This window comes from Streptomyces sp. Y2F8-2 (genome assembly GCF_014905555.1).
Classification (GTDB): Bacteria; Actinomycetota; Actinomycetes; order Streptomycetales; family Streptomycetaceae; genus Streptomyces; species Streptomyces cynarae.
The window spans coordinates 48,047-68,461 of sequence record NZ_BNGS01000014.1 but is presented as its reverse complement, the minus strand read 5'-3'; the positions used below and the strand labels follow the sequence as shown (position 1 = coordinate 68,461).

The following is a 20,415-nucleotide window of genomic DNA, read 5'->3' as shown; positions in this document are numbered from 1 at the left end:
GCCGCCGGTCACAGCTTGCCGCCGCGGGTGCCGTCGCGCCGGGCGGGCGCGATGAGGGTGGAGAGGTAGGGCAGCGAACCGCCGTCGAGGTCGGCCGCCGGGCGGATGGACTCCTCCGGGAGCCCGAGCGCGGATCCCCACACGGCGTCCTCGATCCGCCCGGACTCCCGCAGCGCCTCGGCGACCTCCCGCGCCTGCCGTCCGAACTTGTACGCGACGACGGTCCCGGGACCGGCGAGCGCTTCCTTGAGCACGGCGGAACCGGCCGTGACGGGCACCAGCGTGAGCGGCTCGGTGCCCTCCGTCAGCACGGCACCCGACCGCGCGGCCAGGTCCTGCATGGCGGTGATGCCGGGCACCGTCTCGACGACGGTCCCGGGCACGAGCTCCTGCACGGTCTGCGCGAGGTACGTGAACGTCGAGTACACGTTGGGGTCGCCGATGGTGGCGAACGCGACGGCCGCGTGCCGCTGAAGCAGCCGGGCGACACGCTCCCCGGCGGCGTCCCAGGCGGCCTCGCGCCGCGCCCGGTCGGTCCGCTCGTTCAGCGCGAAGACGACGCGGACGACCTTCTCCTCGGGCACGTAGTGCAGCACGGTCGCCTCGGCGCGCCCCCGCTCACCCACATCTGTTCCATCAGACGCAGCCATGACGGGGACGACGACGACATCGGCGGCGCGCAGAGCGTTGACGCCCTTGACGGTCACCAGCTCGGGGTCGCCGGGGCCCACCCCGACTCCGATCAGCCTGCTGCTCATGACGTCCGGCACCTCTCCACGAACCGACGGGCCACACCGGGCGCGGCGGCCCAGTGCGTGTGCAGATAACTCGCGTGCACGCCTTGCTGCACGAAACCTTCCACGCGCGGCCGAGGAGCGCGCACCCCCCAGGCGGGGGCCGCCCCCGCGCCGGGCTCGACGACGGTGCGGTGGAACTCGTGCCCCCGCATACGGGTCCCCGCGGCGGCGAGCACGCTGTCACCGACGGCCCAGGCGTCGCGATAGCCGAGGGTCAGCCGCTCGGTCATCCGGGCGGCTGCGTCGAGCACACCGCACATGGGCTGCCCGTCCAACTCCCGGCACAGGTACAGCAGCCCGGCGCACTCGGCGGCGACGGGCGCGCCGCCGAGCGCCAGCTCGACGACGGCCTTGCGCAACGGCTCGTTGGCGGACAGCTCGGCGGCGTACACCTCCGGGAAGCCGCCCCCGATGACCAGGCCACGGGTCCCTTCGGGCAGTTGCTCGTCGCGAAGGGGGTCGAAGGGGACGACCTCGGCGCCGGCGGCGGCGAGCAGTTCGGTGGTCTCGGCGTAGGAGAAGGTGAAGGCCGCGCCTCCGGCGACGGCGACCACCGGTGCCTCGGAGCCCCGCGGGCCAGATGGGGGTCCCCCCTGCTCGAGCGAAGCCGAGAGCTTGGGGGAGGGAAGGGGCGGTGGGGGCGAAACACCAAGGGCCTGGGCCGCATCCCAAGCCGCACCCGGCAACGCGCCCGCACTCCGCGCCAGCCCCAGCAAAGCCTCCAGGTCGCACCCTTCACGCACCTGCGCGGCCATCGCGGCCACCGCCGCCACGGCCTCTGCCCGCCGCTCGGCAACCGGTACCAGCCCGAGGTGCCGCGACGGCGTGTCGACCTGCGGAACTCGCCGCAAGATGCCGAGCACCGGCACCCCGGCCGACTCCAACGCCTCCCGCAGCAACGCCTCGTGCCGGTCGGACGCCACCTTGTTGAGGATCACGCCCCCGACCCGCACCTCCGGATCCCACGAGGCGAACCCGTGCACCAGAGCCGCCACCGACCGGGACTGCGACGACGCGTCCACGACCAGCACGACCGGCGCCCGCAGCAGCTTGGCGACATGGGCCGTGGAGGCCAGCTCACCTTCCCCCGCGGCCCCGTCGTACATCCCCATCACGCCCTCGACGACAGCGATGTCGCACCCGCGCGCACCGTGCGCGAACAGCGGACCGATCAACTCGGGTCCGCACAGGTACGCGTCGAGGTTCCGTCCCACCCGCCCGGTGGCGAGCGAGTGATAGCCCGGGTCGATGTAGTCCGGCCCGACCTTGTGCGGGGACACGGCAAGCCCCCGCGCGGCGAACGCGGCCATCAGCCCCGTGGCAACGGTGGTCTTGCCACTGCCGGACGACGGCGCGGCGATGACCAACCGTGGGACGGAACGTGTCACCACTCGATGCCCCTCTGGCCCTTCTGTCCCACGTCCATCGGGTGCTTGACCTTGGACATGTCGGTGACGAGGTCCGCGAAGCCGACCAGCTTCTCCGGCGCGTTCCGCCCGGTGATCACGACATGCTGGGTGCCGGGCCGGTTGCGGAGCACGTCGACGACCTCGTCGGTGTCGACCCAGCCCCAGTGCATCGGGTACGCGAACTCGTCGAGCACGTAGAGCTTGTACGTCTCGGCGGCCAGGTCCCGCTTGACCTGCTCCCAACCCTCCCGGGCCTTCTCCTCATTGGTCGAGTTGTCACCCTGGATGTCCCGCTGGACCCAGGACCAGCCCTCGCCCATCTTGTGCCAGGCCACGGTCCCGCCCTGCCCGGACGCCCCCAGCACCTTGAGCGCGTTCTCCTCGCCGACCTTCCACTTCGCCGACTTGACGAACTGGAACACCCCGATCGGCCACCCCTGGTTCCAGGCCCGCAGCGCCAGCCCGAAGGCCGCGGTCGACTTGCCCTTCCCGATGCCCGTGTGCACGACGACGAGCGGCCGGTTACGGCGCTGACGGGTCGTCAGTCCGTCGTCCGGTACGACACTCGGCTGTCCCTGCGGCATTACGCGGCCCTCCTCTTCCCGGCACCCTGCACATCCCGCACCAACCCGGCGATGCTGTCCGCGCGCAGCTCGTCCAGCGTCACAGCGGTTCCGCCCAGCTCACCGGCGAGCCGCCCCGCCAGCCCCAGCCGCACCGGCCCCGACTCGCAGTCCACGACCACGGACGCGACCCCCTCGGCCGCGAACAGCCGTGCCGCCCGGTCGGCCAGCGCGACCGGCTCAGGGCCACCCGTGGCCCGCCCGTCCGTCACCACGACCACGAGCGCCCGTCGCGCCGGATCCCGCAGCCGCTCCACCCGCAGCACGTCGTGTGCCTTCAGCAGCCCGGCAGCCAGCGGCGTGCGGCCCCCCGTGGGCAGCGACTCCAGCCGGGCCGCCGCGGCGTCCACCGACGAGGTCGGAGGCAGCGCCACCTCGGCCGCCGAGCCCCGGAAGGTCACGAGCCCCACCTTGTCCCGCCGCTGGTAGGCGTCCAGGAGCAGTGACAGCACGGCGCCCTTCACCGCGCTCATCCGCTGCCGGGCCGCCATCGAGCCGGATGCGTCGACCACGAACAGCACGAGGTTGCCCTCGCGCCCCTCCCGCGTCGCCTGCCGCAGATCGTCCCGGCGCACCACGAGCCCGGGCCCCGACCGCCCGCGCGCCCGCTGATGAGGCGCCGCCGCCTGCACGGTCGCCGCCAGGTGCAGCTTGGTGAGCGCCCCCTGGGGCCGTCGGGCCCCGGTGGTCCGCCCGGCTTGCGTCCGCGCCCGCGACCGCCGCCCGGCGGCGCCGTCACCGAGCCCGGGCACGGTCAGCACCTTCGTACGGAAGGGCTCGGAGGCGCGCGCAGGTGCCTGCTCGCCGGCTCCGGAGGTCTGCGACGGGCCGCCCTCGCCGGGCTCGGCCTGCGCCGGCGTGTCGCCGTCACCCGTGGGACCGTCCTGCGGCGGCCGGCCGCCACCACCGCCGGGCCCGTCCGGATCAGGATCGTCGTCCTCGCCGGACTCCCCGGAATCCCCGAACTGCTCCAGCGTCTCGTCCAGCTTGTCCTCGTCGAGCCCCGGCGCGTCGAAGGGGTTCCGCCGCCTGCGGTGCGGAAGCGCGAGCAGCGCGGCCTGCCGTACGTCCTCGGCGAGCACGTCGGTCCGCCCCGCCCAGGCGGCCAGCGCGGTCGCCGTACGCGCCATCACGATGTCGGCGCGCATACCGTCGACCTCGAACGCGGCACAGGTCGCCGCGATCTGCCGCAGCGCCCCGTCCCCGAGCCGTACGGACGGCAGCAGCTCGCGCGCGGCCACGATGCGGGCGCGTACGGCGGCCTCCTCCTCGGCCCAGCGCGCCGCGAAACCGGCGGGGTCGTCGTCGTAGGCGAGCCGCCGCCGGACGACCTCCACGCGCTGGTCGGGTTCGCGGGAGGCGGCGACCTCGACGGTCAGCCCGAACCGGTCGAGCAACTGCGGCCGCAGCTCGCCCTCTTCGGGGTTCATGGTGCCGACGAGCAGGAAACGCGCGGCGTGCCGCACGGAGACGCCCTCTCGCTCGACGTACGAGGCGCCCATCGCGGCGGCGTCCAGAAGCAGGTCGACCAGGTGGTCGTGGAGGAGGTTGACCTCGTCCACGTACAGGATGCCGCGGTGCGCGTCGGCGAGCAGGCCCGGCTCGAAGGCCTTCACGCCCTCCGCCAGCGCCCGCTCGATGTCCAGGGCGCCCACCAGCCGGTCCTCGGAGGCCCCGACGGGCAGCTCGACCATGCGGGCCGGACGGGACACCCCCGCCCCGGCCTCGTGCGGCCCGTCCGGGCAGGACGGATCCGGTGCCGCGGGGTCGCACGAGAATCGGCACCCGGGGACGACCGCCACCTGAGGCAGCAGCGCGGACAGGGCGCGCACGGCCGTCGACTTGGCGGTGCCCTTCTCGCCGCGCACCAGCACACCGCCGACCGCCGGCGAGACCGCGTTCAGCAGCAGCGCGAGCCGCAGGTCGTCCTGGCCGACGACGGCCGTGAACGGAAACGGGGTACTCACTTCTCGTCGCCCTCCAGGTCGCCTTCCAGCTCCAGATAGGTTGCGCGCAGCCGCTCCAGCGTGTCCGCGTCCGGCTCGGCCCACAGGCCCCGGTCGGCGGCCTCCAGGAGCCGTTCCGTGATGCCGCGCAGCGCCCACGGGTTGGACTTCTTCATGAAGTCCCGGTTCTCGGCGTCGAAGACGTACTCCGCGCTGAGCTTCTCGTACATCCAGTCGTCGACGACCCCGGCCGTGGCGTCGTACCCGAACAGGTAGTCGACGGTCGCCGCCATCTCGAAGGCGCCCTTGTAGCCGTGGCGCCGCATGGCCGCCATCCAGCGCGGGTTGACCACGCGGGCGCGGAAGACGCGGTGGGTCTCCTCGCCGAGGGTGCGGGTCTTGACCTGGTCGGGTACGGCCGAGTCGCCCACGTACGCCTCGGGACTCGCCCCCGTCAGGTGCCGCACCATGGCGACCATGCCGCCGTGGTACTGGAAGTAGTCGTCCGCGTCGACGAGGTCGTGCTCGCGGGTGTCGACGTTCTTCGCGGCGACGGCGATGCGCTTGAACGCCGTCTCCATGTCCCCGCGCGCCGCCCGCCCGTCGAGCCCGCGCCCGTACGCGTAGCCGCCCCACACCGCGTACACCTCGGCGAGGTCGGCGTCGGAGCGCCAGTTGCGGGCGTCGATCAGCGGCAGCAGACCGGCGCCGTACGCACCCGGCTTGGAGCCGAAGACACGGGCCGTGGCGCGCCGCCGGTCGCCGTGCTCGGCGGTGTCCTCGTCGGCGTGCGCCTTCACGAAGTTCTTCCCGGCGGGCTCGTCCAGCTCGGCCACCGCGCGCACCGCGTCGTCGATCAGAGCGACGACGTGCGGGAACGCGTCCCGGAAGAAGCCGGAGATGCGGACCGTGACGTCGATACGGGGGCGGCCCAGCTCCTCCAGCGGGATCACCTCGAACCCGGTCACGCGGCGCGAGGCGTCGTCCCAGACGGGGCGGCAGCCCAGCAGGGCCAGGATCTCGGCGATGTCGTCGCCCTGGGTGCGCATCGCGGACGTGCCCCAGACCGTCAGGCCGACGGACTTCGGGTACTCGCCGGTGTCCTGGAGGTAGCGGGCGACCAGGGAGTCGGCGAGTGACTGACCGACCTCCCAGCTCAGGCGGGACGGAATCGCCTTGGGATCGACCGAGTAGAAGTTGCGGCCGGTCGGCAGGACGTTGACCAGGCCGCGGGTCGGGGAGCCGGACGGGCCCGCCGGGACGTAACCGCCGTCCAGCGCCTTGAGGATGTGGCCGATCTCGTCGGTGGTGCGGGCGAGGCGGGGCACGACCTCCGTGCACGCGAACTCCAGCACCGCGACGGCGTCGCGGTGTTCGGTGCCCAGTACCTCCCGTACCAGAGCACCGCTCTCGGAGGCCGCCCAGCCGCGCGCCTCCATCCCCTCCGCGATCCGCCGGCACAGCTGCTCCAGCAGGTCGATCGCGTCCGCCGCCGTACGGGACGGACCTTCCACCAGGTCCGTCAGCTCCACCGGCACCTTCACCGGAGCGCCGGGCTCCGCCAGCAGTTCCTTCTCCACCAGGCCGAAGTGCTCCGCCAGCGAGGCACGCAGACCGGGCAGCGCGTTCGCCTGCCCGCCCCACACCTGCGAGGCGCGCAGCACCGCGAGCACCAGGTTGACGCGCGGCTCGCCGACCGGGCCGCCTCCCAGGATGTGCAGGCCGTCGCGGATCTGCACGTCCTTGATCTCGCACAGATAGCCGTCGATGTGCATGACGAACTCGTCGAACTCGTCGTCGTCCGGCTGCTCGTCCACATGCAGGTCGTGGTGGAGTTCGGCCGCCTTGACCAGCGTCCAGATCTGGGCGCGCACGGCCGGCGCCTTGGTCGGGTCCAGGTCGGAGACCAGCGCGTACTCGTCGAGGAGCTGCTCCAGCTTGGCCAGGTCGCCGTAGGTGTCGGCTCGCGCCATCGGCGGTACGAGGTGGTCGACCACGGTGGCGTGGCCGCGCCGCTTGGCCTGGGTGCCCTCGCCGGGGTCGTTGACGATGAAGGGGTAGATCAGGGGCAGGTCGCCGAGGACGGCGTCCGGCGCGCATCCCCTGCTGAGACCGAGGCCCTTGCCGGGCAGCCACTCCATCGTCCCGTGCTTGCCCATGTGGACGATGGCGTCGGCGCCGAAACTGTTCTCCAGCCAGCGGTAGGCCGCCATGTAGTGGTGCGACGGCGGCATGTCGGGGTCGTGGTAGATCGCGATCGGGTTCTCGCCGAAGCCGCGCGGCGGCTGGATCATGACCACGACGTTCCCGAACCGGAGCGAGGCGAGCACGATGTCGTCGCCGTCGACGTACAACGAGCCCGGCGGCTCACCCCACGCCTCGGTCATCGCGTCCCTCAGCTCCGGGTCGAGCTTCTCGAACCACGCCCGGTAGTCGGCCAGCGGCACGCGCGCGGGAGCGGCGGCCAACTGCTCCTCGGTCAGCCACTCCACGTCGTGACCGCCGGCCTCGATGAGGCGGTGGATCAGCTCGTCACCGCCCGCCGGGTACTCGGTGAGGCCGTACCCCGCCTCCCGCAGCGCGTCCAGCACCCGTACCGCCGAAGCGGGCGTGTCCAGGCCGACCGCGTTGCCGACCCGTGAGTGCTTGGTCGGGTACGCGGTGAAGACGAGCGCGATCCTCTTCTCCGCGTTCGGCTTGTGCTTGAGCCGCGCGTGCCGAACGGCGATCCCGGCGACCCGCGCGGCCCGCTCGGGGTCGGCGACGTACACCGGGACGTCGTCCGGGCCCTGCTCCTTGAAGGAGAACGGGACCGTGATCAGCCGGCCGTCGAACTCCGGGATGGCGACCTGCATCGCCGCGTCCATGGGGGACAGGGCGGCGTCGGACGCCTCCCACGCGGCGCGCGAGGAGGTCAGGCACAGCCCTTGCAGCACCGGGACGTTCATCTCGGCCAGCGCGCCGATGTCCCAGGACTCCTCGTCACCGCCGGCCGAGGCCTGCGAGGCGTGCGTGCCGCCTGCTGCGAGGACCGTGGCCACCAGGGAATCGGCCTTGGCGAGGACCTCGTACAGCCCGGCGTCGGCGTCGCGCAGCGAACCGCAGTACACCGGGAGGGCGTTGGCGCCGTGCGCCTCGATCGCGTCGCACAGGGTGTCCACGAAGGCGGTGTTGCCGCTGAGTTCGTGGGCCCGGTAGAAGAGCACGCCGACGGTCGGACGGTCCTCGGTGAACGGGCGCGCGCCGTGGACGCCGTACTCCGGCATCTTCCGCGGCTCGTCGAAGCCCTCGCCGGTCAGCAGCACCGTGTCGGACAGGAACCGGGCGAGTTCGGTGAGGTTGGCGGGGCCGCCCTCGACCAGGTACTTCAGCGCCTCCGCCACGACACCGGCCGGTACGGACGACTCGGCCATCAGCTCGGCGTCGGGGACGCTCTCCCCGCCGAGCAGCACGGTCGGGATGCCGGCCGCCTTCAGCCGGGCCAGCCCGTCCTCCCAGGCGCGCTTGCCGCCCAGCAGGCGTACGACGGCGATGTCCGCGCCCGCGATCAGCCCCGGAAGCTCCTCGGCGACGTCCACCCGGGTCGGGTTGCCGATCCGGTAGGGCGCGCCGGAGGCACGGGCCGCCAGCAGATCGGTGTCGGCGGTCGACAACAACAACACTGTGCTCATGCGGGCGCTCCCGGGGGGATGAAAGGCAGTCCTTGCGGCGCGCCCGACTCGATGAGCCGCCACAGCGCGTCCGTGTCCGCGTGCTGTTCGATCAGGTCGCCGAGCCGGTCGAGCTGCTCCTCGCGCAGCGCGGCGAACGAGGTGTCGGGGGACGGCACGAAGCGGCGGCCCGCGGCGGCGGCCACCTCGCGCAGGAAGGCCCGCCGGAAGCCGTCCGACTCCAGGGACCCGTGCCAGTGGGTGCCCCAGGTCTGCCCGACCCGGCAGCCGTCCAGGCTGTGTCCTTCGTCATCGGAGATGAACGTGTCGCCGCCGGTGATGTCGGCGACCCCGTGATGGATCTCGTACCCCTCGACGGGCTCGCCGAGGGCTTCCCCCGTCGGCCGGGTGAGGGTCTTCTCGCGGGCGAACCGCACCCGCACGGGCAGCACTCCGAGCCCGTCCACGTGCCCCCTGCGGCTCTCCACCTCGTCCTCGATGTGCTCGCCGAGGATCTGGAAGCCGCCGCAGACGCCGAGGATCGGCCGCCCTTCCGCGGCCCTTCGGACGAGGGCGTCCGCGAGGCCGCGCTCGCGCAGCCACTCCAGGGCGCGGACGGTTCCCCGGGTCCCCGGGATCACCACGAGGTCGGCGTCCGCCAGCTCCTCCGGCCGGTCCACGAACCGGACGACCACACCCGGCTCGGCGGCCAGCGCGTCCACGTCCGTGAAGTTGGACATGAGAGGAATGGCACAGACGGCGACGCGCAGCACGTGCTCACCGACGGGGGCGGTCACTTCGGACTCGCGGACCGCGCCCCGCAGGGACACCCTGAGCCCGTCTTCTTCGTCGATCCCGAGCCCGTGCCGGAACGGCAGGACTCCGTAGGCGCGCCGCCCGGTGAGGTCCCGCAGCATGTCGAGGCCCGGTTCCAGCAGGCTGACGTCCCCGCGGAACTTGTTGACCAGGAATCCGGCGACGAGCTCCTGGTCCTCGGGCGAGAGCAGCGCCACCGTCCCGAAGAAGGACGCGAAGACGCCGCCGCGGTCGATGTCGCCGACGACCAGCACGGGCAGCCGGGCGTTGCGGGCGATCCCCATGTTCACGATGTCGGTGCGCCGCAGGTTGATCTCCGCCGGGCTGCCGGCCCCCTCACAGATCACCGCGTCATACGTGCCCCGCAACTCGGCGAGGCAGTCCAGCACGGTGCCGAGGAGCCGCTGCTGCCGCCCCCCGTGGTACCCGCGCGCACTCAGCTCGCCGACCGGCTTGCCCAGCAGCACGACCTGGCTGCTCTGCTCGCCGCCCGGCTTGAGCAGCACCGGGTTCATCAGCGCGGTCGGCTCGATACGGCACGCCTGGGCCTGCATGGCCTGCGCCCGCCCGATCTCGGCGCCCTCGCGGGTGACGAAGGAGTTCAGGGACATGTTCTGCGCCTTGAACGGCGCGACCTTGACCCCCTGCCGTACGAGCCAGCGGCAGATCCCGGCGGTGACGACGCTCTTGCCGGCGTCGGAGGTGGTACCGGCGACGAGGAGTCCCCCGCTCATGACGTCCGTCCCTTCGCGAGAAGCCTTCGGGCCGCCAGGCGCCCGGCGACCGTGATGCCGAGCGCGAGCCCGCTCACGCGCCGGGAGAGCCGTACGGCCCGCTCGATGTCGTCCGTACAGACGGCGCGCCCGGCCGCGTTGAGCACGGGCCGGTGCTCCACGCGCCCCCCGTACGACAGCGTCCCGCCCAGCCGCACACCCAGGGCGCCCGCGAACGACGCCTCCACGGGCCCGGCGTTGGGGCTCGGGTGCTTCGCGGCGTCGGTACGCCAGGCGCGCACCGCGCCCCGCGGATCGGGGCCCGCCGCTGCCGCGAGAACGGCGGTGAGCCGTGCTCCCGGCCATCCCACGACGTCGTCGAGGCGTGCCGAGGCCCATCCGTAACGCCGGTAGCGGGGCGACTTGTGCCCGACCATGGCGTCGAGCGTGTTGACGGCGCGGAACCCCGCGAGACCGGGCACTCCGGCGACGGCTCCCCAGGTGAGCGCGCCCACCACGGCGTCGGAGGTGTTCTCGGCGACGGACTCGACGACCGCCCGGGCGATCCCGTCCGCGTCCAGCGCCTGCGGGTCCCGCCCGCACAGATGCGGCAGCCGGGCGCGCGCGGCCTCGACGTCCCCCGCCTCCAGGGCGCGCCCGATGGCGCGTGCCTCCCGGGCGAGCGACGTGCCCCCGACCACGGCCCAGGTGGCGGCGGCGGTCAGGGCCGTGGCGGCGGTACGGGAGGGACGTACGGCGGATGCGGCGAGCGCCGCCGCTGTCACGGCACCCCCGGCGCAGACGGCTGTGTGCAGTGCGCCCCACCCGCGGTGGTCCCGCCACAGCACCCGTTCCACGGCCGCCGCGGCCCGCCCGAACGCGGCGACCGGATGCCCGCGGCGTGGATCGCCCAGCAGGAGGTCGCCGAGGAGGCCGGCGGCGGCGCCGTACGCGAAGACGCGATCGGCACCCATCGGCTCAGCCGACCGTGCGGTCGGACGGTGCTCGGTGACAGAACCTCAATCGGCAGCCGCGCATGGCGATATGTCCTCACTCAGGGTGTCCACGCCCTGGTTCGACGAGACCGGCGGTGAGAGTTCCTGGCTCCCGGGGAGTTCTTCCCCGGTGACAGTGGCGGGACCGCGCCGGACTTGCACCGGCTTCCTCTCCTGCCGCCGTACTGGCTCCGGCAGTCCACCACGCGCCCAGAACAGCCGTCAACTTGCTCTTGACCTGCGACGCTGCGGTGTGCCGAGTTCCACACCGCTGAAATCGCGTCAGTTGCCCGAATCGCGCTTTTCGTTGTGAAGTGGCGGTCGAAGTAGGCGGTCCGGGGGCGCGCGTTCCGGCGCGTGACTCGAAACGGCGCACCGCTCCGGTGGTCGTCTTTCGCCGTACGGCGGGGTGTGCTTTGCTGGCCGAACTCGAGAAACCCGGCAGTGGACGGTGTCCGAGCGAACCGTCCAGAGGACGGGAGGGACCCACATGGGGGACAGGGCCAAGGAATTCTCGGCAGGCGCGGGAGGTCCCCACGCGCCGCACCCCTCGCTGGCGGCAGCGGCTCCGCTGGCACTCTTCTCCCTGACGACGGGGATGTTCGCGGTCGGCATCGGTGCGCTGGCGGCGCTGCTGGTGCCCGGAACCCCGGCGCGGGCCCTCGTGTGGCTGGTGGTCACCATCGTGGCCGCCGCCTGCGCAGGACTGTGGTGGGGCCTCACCCCGGTCACGGAGCGTCTCCGTGTCCTGGGCCGGGCGACGGCGGCCGTCCGGCAACGCGACTCGCGGACCCCTCGACCTCGGTAACGCGAGAAACCCCCGCAGCGACACCGCTGCGGGGGTGACGCGCAGCGACAGCGCTGCGCTGCGGTTCCGAAGTGCCCCGGCCGTCAGGCGACGATCAGATGGATCCCGTACGCGACCGCCGCCGCGCACGCCGCGAAACAGGCGTAGGCGCCGGTCGCCGCCAGGGCGGCCGCGCCGCCCCGGGCCGAGTCCTTCTTGGTGAGGCCCACGACGCCCAGGGTGAACAGGGCCACCAGGGCCACGGTGACCCCGAGGCTGACGCCGAAGACGGAGCCGAGAGCTGCCCAGTCGATCTTCATGAGTGGTGATTCCTTAAACCGTGGCGGCGGGGGCCGGCTCGGGGGAGGGGCCGGCGTCAGGGGCCGGGATCGTGGCCTGCAGGTCGCTGGTGGCGTCCGTGTCCGCCGGGGCGGCGCCGGGCGCCGTGCTGTCGGCCGCGACGACGGGGCCCGCCGGGGGCGGGATGACCGCCGCGATCGCCGCGGTGACGACGCCCGCGGGCTCCGTCTCGACGTCGTTGACGTTGTCCACCGTGACCGGCTTGCGGCGCGACAGGGTCCAGATGACCCCGGCGCCGGCGACCAGCAGTACGCCGGTGGCGACCGTGCCCCAGGTGCCCTGCTTGGTGAGGAGTTCGGCGCCCGCGCCGACCAGGCCGGCCGCCGGGAGCGTCAGAACCCACGCGGTCAGCATCCGGGTCGCGGTGGACCAGCGGACCACGCCGCCCTTGCGGCCGAGTCCCGCGCCCATGACGGCGCCGGAGCAGACCTGGGTGGTGGAGAGCGAGAAGCCGAGGTGCGAGGAGGCGAGGATCGCGGTCGCCGCGCTGGTCTGGGCGGCGAAGCCCTGCTGCGGCGCCAGGTCCGTCAGGCCCTTGCCGAGGGTGCGGATGATGCGCCAGCCGCCCAGGTAGGTGCCGAGCGCTATGGCCAGACCGGCCGAGACGATGACCCAGGTGGGAGGGTTCGAGCCGGGGGCGATGACACCGCCGGTGACCAGGGCCAGCGTGATGATGCCCATCGTCTTCTGCGCGTCGTTCGTGCCGTGGGCCAGGGAGACCAGGCCCGCCGAGGCGATCGAGCCGGCCCGGTAGCCCTTCGCGGTCGCCTTCTCGTCGGCGCGGCTGCCGATCACGTACGACAGGCGGGTGGCGAGCATCGAGGCGAGACCCGCCACGAGCGGCGCGGCCACCGCGGGGATCAGGACCTTGGTGACGATCGTCGAGCCGTTCACCGCGGACCAGCCGGCCGAGGTGACGGCCGCACCGATCAGACCGCCGAAGAGGGCGTGGGAGGAGCTGGACGGCAGACCCAGGAGCCAGGTCAGCAGGTTCCACAGGATGGCGCCCACCAGGGCGGCGAAGATCACTTCGACGCGTATGCCCTGTTCGTTGATGATGCCGCCGGAGATCGTCTTGGCGACCTCGACAGAGAGGAAGGCGCCGAGGAGGTTCAGCGCGGCGGACATCGCCACCGCCGTCTTGGGCCTCAGGGCGCCGGTCGAGATGGTCGTCGCCATCGCGTTGGCTGTGTCGTGGAAACCGTTCGTGAAATCGAACACGAGAGCGGTGACGATCACGATTCCGAGGAGGAGCGTGATGTGTTCCATTTACCCAGGCTTCTGTGGGGAAGGTCAGTGGCTGTTGGACCGTAGGCAACCTGGGTGAACGGAAGATGAACTGAGGCGGGCCGCAGGGTGTACCGATCGGCGTATCGGCGTTCCGTTTGTGGTCGGCCGACGAGGGTCGCACCTCGAACGAAGCCGCAATTCAGGCTTCCGGAAGCTCTGGTGCGTCTCGGGGGGTTGAGCCGGGCTCTCCGCCGGCGCGTCGTGAACCGGTTGAGCCGCTCCCGGGACCGGCTCAAGAGATTTCGGTCACCCTCCAGGCTTCCGTTGTTGTGTACCGCCTCCGGAGGGAGGTGTATCCCTATACGTACTCTTCCGGATCCGTGGCTTCCAGCCTGCCGTGCGCCGGGCCACCCCCGCGCGGACCCCGCCTGGCAGGATCGCGGCATGGCCGATCAGCGACATGACGCAGGGGACGCCCGGGAGGCCGTACGGCACGGGCGGGGGCCGGCTGCGCCGGCCGCGGCGGCGGAGGAGGTGGCGCGGGCCTGGGATCGGCTCGTCGCGACGGCCCGCCGCACGGTCGCCGACGGACTGGTCGTCGGTACCTCCGGCAACGTCTCCGTACGCGTCGGCGACACCGTGCTGGTCACCCCCACCGGGGTGCCGTACGAGCGGCTGACGCCGGGCGACGTGGTCGGAGTCGACCTGGACGGACACCAGGTGCTCGGCACGCTGCGCCCGACCAGCGAGCTGCCCATGCACCTGGCCGTCTACCGCACGACGGACGCCCGGGCCGTCGTGCACACCCACGCCCCCTACGCCACGGCCGTCTCCACGCTCGTACAGGAGCTGCCGCTCATCCACTACATGGCCGCCGCGCTGGGAGGTGCGGTGCGGGTCGCCCCCTACGCGGCCTACGGCACCCCCGAGTTGGCCGAGAACATGCTCCGCGCCCTGACCGACCGGAGCGCCTGCCTGCTGCAGAACCACGGCACGGTCGCCCACGGTGCCTCACTGGACCAGGCCTACGACCGCACGGCCCAGCTGGAGTGGATGTGCCGCGTGTGGCTGACGGCCTCGTCCGTGCCGGGCCTCACCCCGCACCTGCTCAGCCGGGAGCAGGTGGCGGAGGTAGGGGAGCGGTTGCGGGGGTACGGGCAGCATCAGGGGCCGAGACCCTAGGGGACCGGCCGGCCGGGGCCGCCTTGCGGCGCGCCCCGTGGGTCACACCGCGCCCTTCCCCCCACTGGCCGGGGGCGGGCTCCACCGGGAGACTGGATGGATGCGCACTGTCAAAGCGGCGGCCGCAGCCGTCACCGTAGCCATCGCCGCGGGCGCCGCCGGCGTCGCCGCGGGCCGCTTCGCCAGCGACGCCGCGCTGAAGGCGCCGCCGGGGCGTCCGCTGCCCACGGAACCCCGCCTCACCGTGCACTCCCTGGCGGCCGGCCGGATCGCCCTCACCCGCGACCTGGCCTCCCGGCGTCCCGGCACCTACGGGCTGGCCGGTGACGGCTCGCACGCGGTCGTCGGCCCGGTCCTGGACTCCGCCCCGCACACCGTCGACACGGTCGTACGCCGTCTGGAACGCGTCACGCACGGCACGCTCGAGCCCGGTGACAAGGTCTGGCTCACCCCCGCCCTGTACACCGGCGATCCCCGCACCGCCCTCGGCCTCGACCACACCGACGTGGAGGTGCCCGGCGAACTCGGGACCCTGCCCGCCTGGTTCCTGCCGGGCGCCCGTGACACCTGGGTGATCACCGTGCACGGGCTGGGCACCACCCGCGAACACCCCATGAACGTCATGGGATTCCTGCAGCGCCACCACTTCCCGGTCCTCGACATCGCCTACCGCGGCGACCCGGGGGCGCCCCGCTCCCCGGACGGCCTGAACCACCTCGGCGAGACCGAGTGGCGCGACGTGGACGCCGCGATCCGCCACGCGGTGCGGTCCGGGGCCGAACGGATCGTGCTGCACGGCTGGTCCACCGGCGCCGCCATGGCGCTGCACGCCGCCGCCCACTCGGCGGTGCGCGAGCGGGTCTCCGGGCTCGTCCTGGACTCACCCGTCCTCAGCTGGGAGGCCACGCTGCGCGCCCTGGCCGCCGCCCGCCGCACCCCCGGAGCCCTGCTGCCGCTGGCCGTCCGCGCCGCGCAGGGCCGCACCGGTGTGCACGGCGACCGCACCCAGAAGGCTGCGGACCCGCAGCACCTCAACGTGCCGGTGCTGATCTTCCACGGGCCCGACGACACGATCGCCCCCTGGGGCCTTTCACGCCGTCTCGCCGAGCGGCGCGCGAACCTGGTCACCCTGCACACGGTGGAGAACGCCCCGCACGGCGCCATGTGGAACGCCGACCCCGAGGCCTACGAGGAGGCCATGCGGCGCTTCCTCACGCCACTGATGTGACGGTGTCGAAGCAACGGCCCGCGTCGGCGGGCACACGCCGCGGCGCCCTTTCGCACCCGCTTCCGCTTGGCCCACCCGACCAGCACTGTCCCCTTTCCCCGGCCCTCTGAGGCACCTCTCGCCGGCTCCCGGCGGCGTCCCTCAAGGCATTCCGTTTGGGTTTTCGGACCGTCAACCGGAAGACTGCACCTGTGACGTCCCGTACTCCGCGCGACTCCAGGCTCCGACTCGTCCGACCGCGGCCGCTGGCCGCCGCCCCCCGAGCGGTGACCCAGCGCCGCACGCGCCGCCCCGCACCCAGGCCGCCGGAGGGCACGCCGCCGCCCGCGGAACTCGCCAAAATGGCCCGCGCCCGCCTGGCCGGAGCGGCCCGTGTCGCCCACTGGGCCGACGCCACGCTCGGCCCCGGCCGCGAGGGCGCGTCCCCCGACGGCAAGGGCGCCCTGTCCGACGCCACCGCGGAACGGGCGGCCGCCGACCTCGGCCTGACCGTCGATCAGGTGCGCGCCGACTGGGACACCGCGCGTCTGGCCGGTCTCGTCGAGGTGCACGGCGACAGCGCCCGCCCCGGCTGGCGGCTGCGCGCCTGGGACCGGGACGACTCCGCCGTACTGCGCGGCTGGGTCGCCCTCTTCGACGCCTGGTCGCTCGCCTGCCCCGAGCCGGCGGACCGAGAGCACGCCGCCGTCGCCGAGGTCGTCTCGGCCATGCCCCAGGTGCTCTCCTTCCTCCAGCTGTCCGCCGGGCCCGTGCCCGTCGAGCAGCTCCTCGACCTGCTCCAGCAGCGGGTCACCGAACTGCGCACCGAGCGCTGCGAGGTCCCCTACGGACCCCGGCCCGAGCCTGTCGTGCCGCCGGTCCCCGACTCCGCCGACGAGTCCGAGCTGGCCCCCCTGCTCGCCTGGGCCCTCGACGCGCTCGCCTACGTCGGCGCCCTCACCTGTGCCGACGGGCAGGCCACCCTCACCCCGCTCGGCAGCTGGGCGGTCTGGGTCAAGCTGGAGCAGATCTGCGTCGCCGCGCAGAGCCCCGCCGGGAACATCGAGCAGAACGCCGAGGACATGCTCCGCGGCTGCGCCCGGCTCCGCCCGAACGCGGCGCGCGCCGAGTACCGCGCCTGGCTGGCCGCCCGCCCCGTCGGCAGCGCCGTCACCGAACTCCTCGGCGCCGCCCGCGGCGAGGACGCCCTGCTGCGCGGTCTGGCCTTCGAGGCGCTGCGTGTGGTCGGCGCGCCCGCCGAGCCCGAGGTGCGCCGCGCCGCCGAGGAGACCACACTGCGCCCCTACGCCCTGCTCTGGCTCGCCGAGCACGACGGCGCCGACCCGGAGGACGCCCACGAGGTGCTCACCCGGGAGGAGGCCACCTGGCTGTGGGTCGACACCGCCGCCGCCGTCGCCGACCACGGTGAGGCCCCGCTCCTGGTCCGCCACCTGGAGTCCGCCGTGCAGGCCACCGTGCCCGCGCTGCTCGACGAGGTGCGCGCGGTCGGACACCCCCGTACCGTCCAGGTCCTGGTCGCGCTCGCCGCCGCCCACCCGGACCCGGCGCTCGCCAGGGCCGTGCGCCGCGCCGCCTTCCAGGTCCACACCGGAGGCAGCTGACCCCCTCGAACAGCGGTCGTCAGGCGGCTGTCTCGGGGGCGTAGGTGCCGAAACTCCAGATGTTGCCCTCGGCGTCCCGGGCCATGTAGTCACGCGACCCGTAGTCCTGGTCCGTCGGGGGCATCAGGATCTCCGCGCCGTGCTCCACGGCCCGCTGGTGGTGTGCGTCGACGTCGTCCACCACGACGTACACCCCGCAGGGACCCGCCCCTCTCATCGCCTCGTCGAAGGGGCCGCCACGGCCCTTCGAACCCAGCATCACCACGCCGTTGCCCTGCACCAGCTCGGCGTGCAGCACCGAGCCGTCCTCGCCCTCGTACACCGACAGCTCCGTGAAACCGAAGGCCTCCGTGAGCTGCCTGATCGCCGCCTTCGCGTCCGCGTACAGCAGCGTCGGGCAGATGCTCGGACGCCTGCCGTCCATGCCCGCCATCGCCGTCACTCCCTCCGGTGTCCGGCCCGAATCCCGGCCCGTCGCTCAGTCTGGCACCGGCCACTGACAACGCTGCTGACGACGGGAGTTCGACGACAGGGCCTGGCGCCGGGAGTGCCAGCCTGGCACCGCCCCACGGCACGACGCCGGGTCATGGCCCGAACGGGGGACGCACCGGCCGCGTCGCGCCCCGGTGTGCCGCGCCCGCGCGTATCCTCCGCTGCCGCGTAGTGAACGTCACACCACCGCCGTCACGCTGCCGCGAGGGACGGACGGCACAGCGCGGGACGCCGCGCACGGAAAAAGCGCTTGCACCGCCCCGTTAGACTGGGGCCCATGGCCATTCTCCTCTCGCATTAGACGGCGGGAACGTCCTCAGCCGCCCATCCCGCCACCCTCCCCGAGCTCTCGACTGCGTTCGAGCAGGGGTCCCCAGCCCAGGAGTCTGTCCGTGATCTCCGCCTCCGGCATCGAGCTGCGCGCCGGTGCCCGCATCCTCATCGAGAACGCCACCTTCCGCGTCACCAAGGGCGACCGCATCGGCCTCGTCGGCCGCAACGGCGCCGGGAAGACCACCCTCACCAAGGTCCTCGCCGGCGAGGGCATCCCCGCCGCGGGCACCGTCACGCGCTCCGGCGAGGTCGGCTACCTCCCACAGGACCCGCGCACCGGCGACCTCGACGTCCTCGCCCGCGACCGCATCCTCTCCGCGCGCGGCCTCGACGTCCTGATCCGCAAGATGCGCGAGAACGAGCAGCGCATCGCCACCGGCAAGGGGTCCACCCGCGAGAAGGCCCTTCGGCAGTACGAGCGCCAGGAGACCGAGTTCCTCACCAAGGGCGGGTACTCCGCCGAGGCCGAGGCCGCCACCATCGCGGCCGCGCTCAACCTGCCCGACCGGGTGCTCGGCCAGCCCCTGCACACGCTCTCCGGCGGTCAGCGCCGCCGTATCGAGCTGGCCCGCATCCTGTTCTCCGACGCGGACACCCTGCTGCTCGACGAGCCGACCAACCACCTCGACGCGGACTCGATCATCTGGCTGCGCGACTACCTGAAGAGCTACCGCGGCGGCTTCATCGTCATCTCGCACGACGTCGACCTGGTCGAGACGGTCGTCAACAAGGTGTTCTACCTGGATGCCAACCGCGCCCAGATCGACGTCTACAACATGGGCTGGAAGCTCTACCAGCAGCAGCGCGAGGCCGACGAGAAGCGCCGCAAGCGTGAGCGCGCCAACGCCGAGAAGAAGGCCGCCGCGCTCAACGCCCAGGCCGACAAGATGCGGGCCAAGGCCACCAAGACGGTCGCCGCGCAGAACATGGCCCGCCGCGCCGAGAAGCTGCTGGCCGGCCTGGACGAGGTCCGCCAGCAGGACAAGGTGGCCAAGCTCCGCTTCCCCGAGCCGGCCCCCTGCGGCAGGACCCCGCTGATGGCCGAGGGGCTGTCGAAGTCGTACGGCTCCCTGGAGATCTTCACCGACGTCGACCTGGCCATCGACAAGGGCTCCCGGGTCGTCATCCTGGGCCTCAACGGCGCGGGCAAGACCACCCTGCTGCGCCTGCTCGCGGGCGTCGAGCAGCCCGACACCGGCAAGGTCGTCCCCGGTCACGGCCTCAAGCTCGGCTACTACGCGCAGGAGCACGAGACCCTCGACCCGGACCGCACGGTGCTGGAGAACATGCGCTCCGCCGCGCCCGACATGGACCTGGTCGAGGTCCGCAAGGTGCTGGGGTCGTTCCTGTTCTCCGGCGACGACGTGGACAAGCCCGCCGCCGTTCTGTCCGGTGGTGAGAAGACCCGTCTCGCCCTCGCCACGCTCGTGGTGTCGTCCGCGAACGTGCTGCTGCTCGACGAGCCGACCAACAACCTCGACCCGGCCAGCCGCGAGGAGATCCTCGGCGCGCTGCGCACCTACAAGGGCGCGGTCGTGCTCGTCACCCACGACGAGGGCGCGGTCGAGGCGCTCCAGCCGGAGCGGATCATCCTGCTGCCGGACGGGGTCGAGGACCTGTGGGGCGCGGACTACGCCGACCTCGTCACGCTCGCCTGACCGCCCCGCGCCGGGCGGTCAGGGGCGCTTGATCGAACGGCTGATCCACTGCGTATGGATCATTCGGCCGATCCGTGATCCATCATCTGTGTGAGATCTCCTCGTACCCGGGTGTGTCCTGCATCGATTCGACGGCCGAGCCGCTCCGTGAGGCGGGCTCGGCCGTCGCGCGTCGCTGACCTGGTGATTCCCCGATGAACCCGTTCGGGTGTACGGACACGACCGGGCGGAATCCCGGATTCCATTCGTGGGGATGCGCTCCTGTCGTCACAACCTTGTCGCACGGACCTTGCCGAATGGGTGGCCATCCCGCCCCGGAGGGGTGATCATGAGGAGACCAGAGCGCACTTCCCATGAGGAGGCACGGGTGGCCGAGACTCTGAAGAAGGGCAGCCGGGTGACCGGCGCCGCGCGCGACAAGCTCGCGGCAGACCTGAAGAAGAAGTACGACTCCGGTGCGAGCATCCGGGCGCTGGCCGAGGAGACCGGCCGCTCGTATGGCTTCGTCCACCGGATGCTCAGCGAGTCGGGCGTCACGCTGCGAGGGCGTGGCGGGGCGACGCGGGGCAAAAAGGCCCAGTCGGCCTGACGCCGG

Annotated in this window: 16 protein-coding genes and 1 riboswitch; of the genes, 6 read left to right on the top strand and 10 right to left on the bottom strand. The window is 72.9% G+C overall.

Features of this window, described 5'->3' with window-relative positions:
- Positions 1-8: 8 nt before the first annotated feature.
- From cobI to SY2F82_RS35340, 7 genes are read right to left on the bottom strand one after another with little or no spacing between them, the layout of a single operon-like run.
- The gene (cobI, locus tag SY2F82_RS35370) at positions 9-758 is read right to left on the bottom strand and encodes a precorrin-2 C(20)-methyltransferase (RefSeq protein ID WP_200423196.1); all 750 of its coding nucleotides are present in this window, start codon (positions 756-758) and stop codon (positions 9-11) included.
- Positions 755-2,185 (bottom strand): cobyrinate a,c-diamide synthase, encoded by a 1,431-nt coding sequence (locus SY2F82_RS35365; protein WP_374707233.1) that lies wholly within the window; start codon positions 2,183-2,185, stop codon positions 755-757. The genes cobI and SY2F82_RS35365 overlap by 4 nt, the downstream gene beginning before the upstream one ends.
- On the bottom strand, positions 2,182-2,790 hold the full coding sequence (cobO, locus tag SY2F82_RS35360; RefSeq protein ID WP_200423194.1) for a cob(I)yrinic acid a,c-diamide adenosyltransferase: 609 nt from the start codon (positions 2,788-2,790) through the stop codon (positions 2,182-2,184). The genes SY2F82_RS35365 and cobO overlap by 4 nt, the downstream gene beginning before the upstream one ends.
- Positions 2,790-4,796 carry a putative cobaltochelatase gene (locus SY2F82_RS35355; protein WP_200423193.1) on the bottom strand — a complete coding sequence of 669 codons (2,007 nt, stop codon included), beginning with the start codon at positions 4,794-4,796 and terminating at the stop codon, positions 2,790-2,792. The genes cobO and SY2F82_RS35355 overlap by 1 nt, the downstream gene beginning before the upstream one ends.
- A complete protein-coding gene (gene cobN, locus SY2F82_RS35350; protein ID WP_200423192.1) occupies positions 4,793-8,446 on the bottom strand; it encodes a cobaltochelatase subunit CobN in 3,654 nt (1,217 codons plus the stop codon). Before cobN ends, SY2F82_RS35355 begins: the two co-directional genes overlap by 4 nt.
- Complete coding sequence (locus SY2F82_RS35345; RefSeq protein ID WP_200423191.1) at positions 8,443-9,975, bottom strand: cobyric acid synthase; 1,533 nt, start codon at positions 9,973-9,975, stop codon at positions 8,443-8,445. Before SY2F82_RS35345 ends, cobN begins: the two co-directional genes overlap by 4 nt.
- On the bottom strand, positions 9,972-10,928 hold the full coding sequence (locus SY2F82_RS35340) for a cobalamin biosynthesis protein (protein ID WP_200423190.1): 957 nt from the start codon (positions 10,926-10,928) through the stop codon (positions 9,972-9,974). Before SY2F82_RS35340 ends, SY2F82_RS35345 begins: the two co-directional genes overlap by 4 nt.
- Before the next feature lie 99 nt (positions 10,929-11,027).
- Positions 11,028-11,169: riboswitch (cobalamin riboswitch) on the bottom strand.
- Between the two features lie 270 nt (positions 11,170-11,439).
- Between SY2F82_RS35340 and SY2F82_RS35330 the strand changes: the two genes are divergently transcribed.
- Entirely contained in the window at positions 11,440-11,757 is a 318-nt protein-coding gene (locus tag SY2F82_RS35330; RefSeq protein WP_236041985.1) for a hypothetical protein, read from the top strand.
- Positions 11,758-11,840: 83 nt separating this feature from the next.
- Here the strand turns inward: SY2F82_RS35330 and SY2F82_RS35325 are convergent, their stop codons facing one another.
- Positions 11,841-12,056 (bottom strand): hypothetical protein, encoded by a 216-nt coding sequence (locus SY2F82_RS35325; RefSeq protein ID WP_103844529.1) that lies wholly within the window; start codon positions 12,054-12,056, stop codon positions 11,841-11,843.
- Positions 12,057-12,069: 13 nt separating this feature from the next.
- Positions 12,070-13,365 (bottom strand): inorganic phosphate transporter, encoded by a 1,296-nt coding sequence (locus SY2F82_RS35320; protein WP_200423188.1) that lies wholly within the window; start codon positions 13,363-13,365, stop codon positions 12,070-12,072.
- 405 nt (positions 13,366-13,770) lie between these two features.
- Between SY2F82_RS35320 and SY2F82_RS35315 the strand changes: the two genes are divergently transcribed.
- From SY2F82_RS35315 to SY2F82_RS35305, 3 genes are all read left to right on the top strand, one after another.
- The gene (locus tag SY2F82_RS35315; RefSeq protein WP_200423187.1) at positions 13,771-14,508 is read left to right on the top strand and encodes a class II aldolase/adducin family protein; all 738 of its coding nucleotides are present in this window, start codon (positions 13,771-13,773) and stop codon (positions 14,506-14,508) included.
- 100 nt (positions 14,509-14,608) lie between these two features.
- Positions 14,609-15,736, top strand: coding sequence for an alpha/beta hydrolase (locus SY2F82_RS35310; RefSeq protein ID WP_200423186.1), 1,128 nt, complete (start codon positions 14,609-14,611; stop codon positions 15,734-15,736).
- Between the two features lie 191 nt (positions 15,737-15,927).
- Positions 15,928-17,337, top strand: a complete 1,410-nt coding sequence (locus SY2F82_RS35305) for a hypothetical protein (RefSeq protein ID WP_200423185.1) — start codon at positions 15,928-15,930, stop codon at positions 17,335-17,337.
- Between the two features lie 19 nt (positions 17,338-17,356).
- Here SY2F82_RS35305 and SY2F82_RS35300 read toward each other — a convergent pair whose 3' ends face one another.
- Complete coding sequence (locus SY2F82_RS35300) at positions 17,357-17,770, bottom strand: VOC family protein (protein ID WP_200423184.1); 414 nt, start codon at positions 17,768-17,770, stop codon at positions 17,357-17,359.
- 451 nt (positions 17,771-18,221) lie between these two features.
- On the opposite strand from SY2F82_RS35300, the gene abc-f reads away from it, so the two are divergent.
- Together abc-f and SY2F82_RS35290 are read left to right on the top strand one after the other, a co-directional pair.
- Positions 18,222-19,820, top strand: a complete 1,599-nt coding sequence (gene abc-f / locus SY2F82_RS35295) for a ribosomal protection-like ABC-F family protein (RefSeq protein WP_200423183.1) — start codon at positions 18,222-18,224, stop codon at positions 19,818-19,820.
- A 367-nt stretch (positions 19,821-20,187) separates the two neighbouring features.
- Complete coding sequence (locus SY2F82_RS35290) at positions 20,188-20,409, top strand: helix-turn-helix domain-containing protein (RefSeq protein WP_030578326.1); 222 nt, start codon at positions 20,188-20,190, stop codon at positions 20,407-20,409.
- Positions 20,410-20,415: the final 6 nt, after the last annotated feature.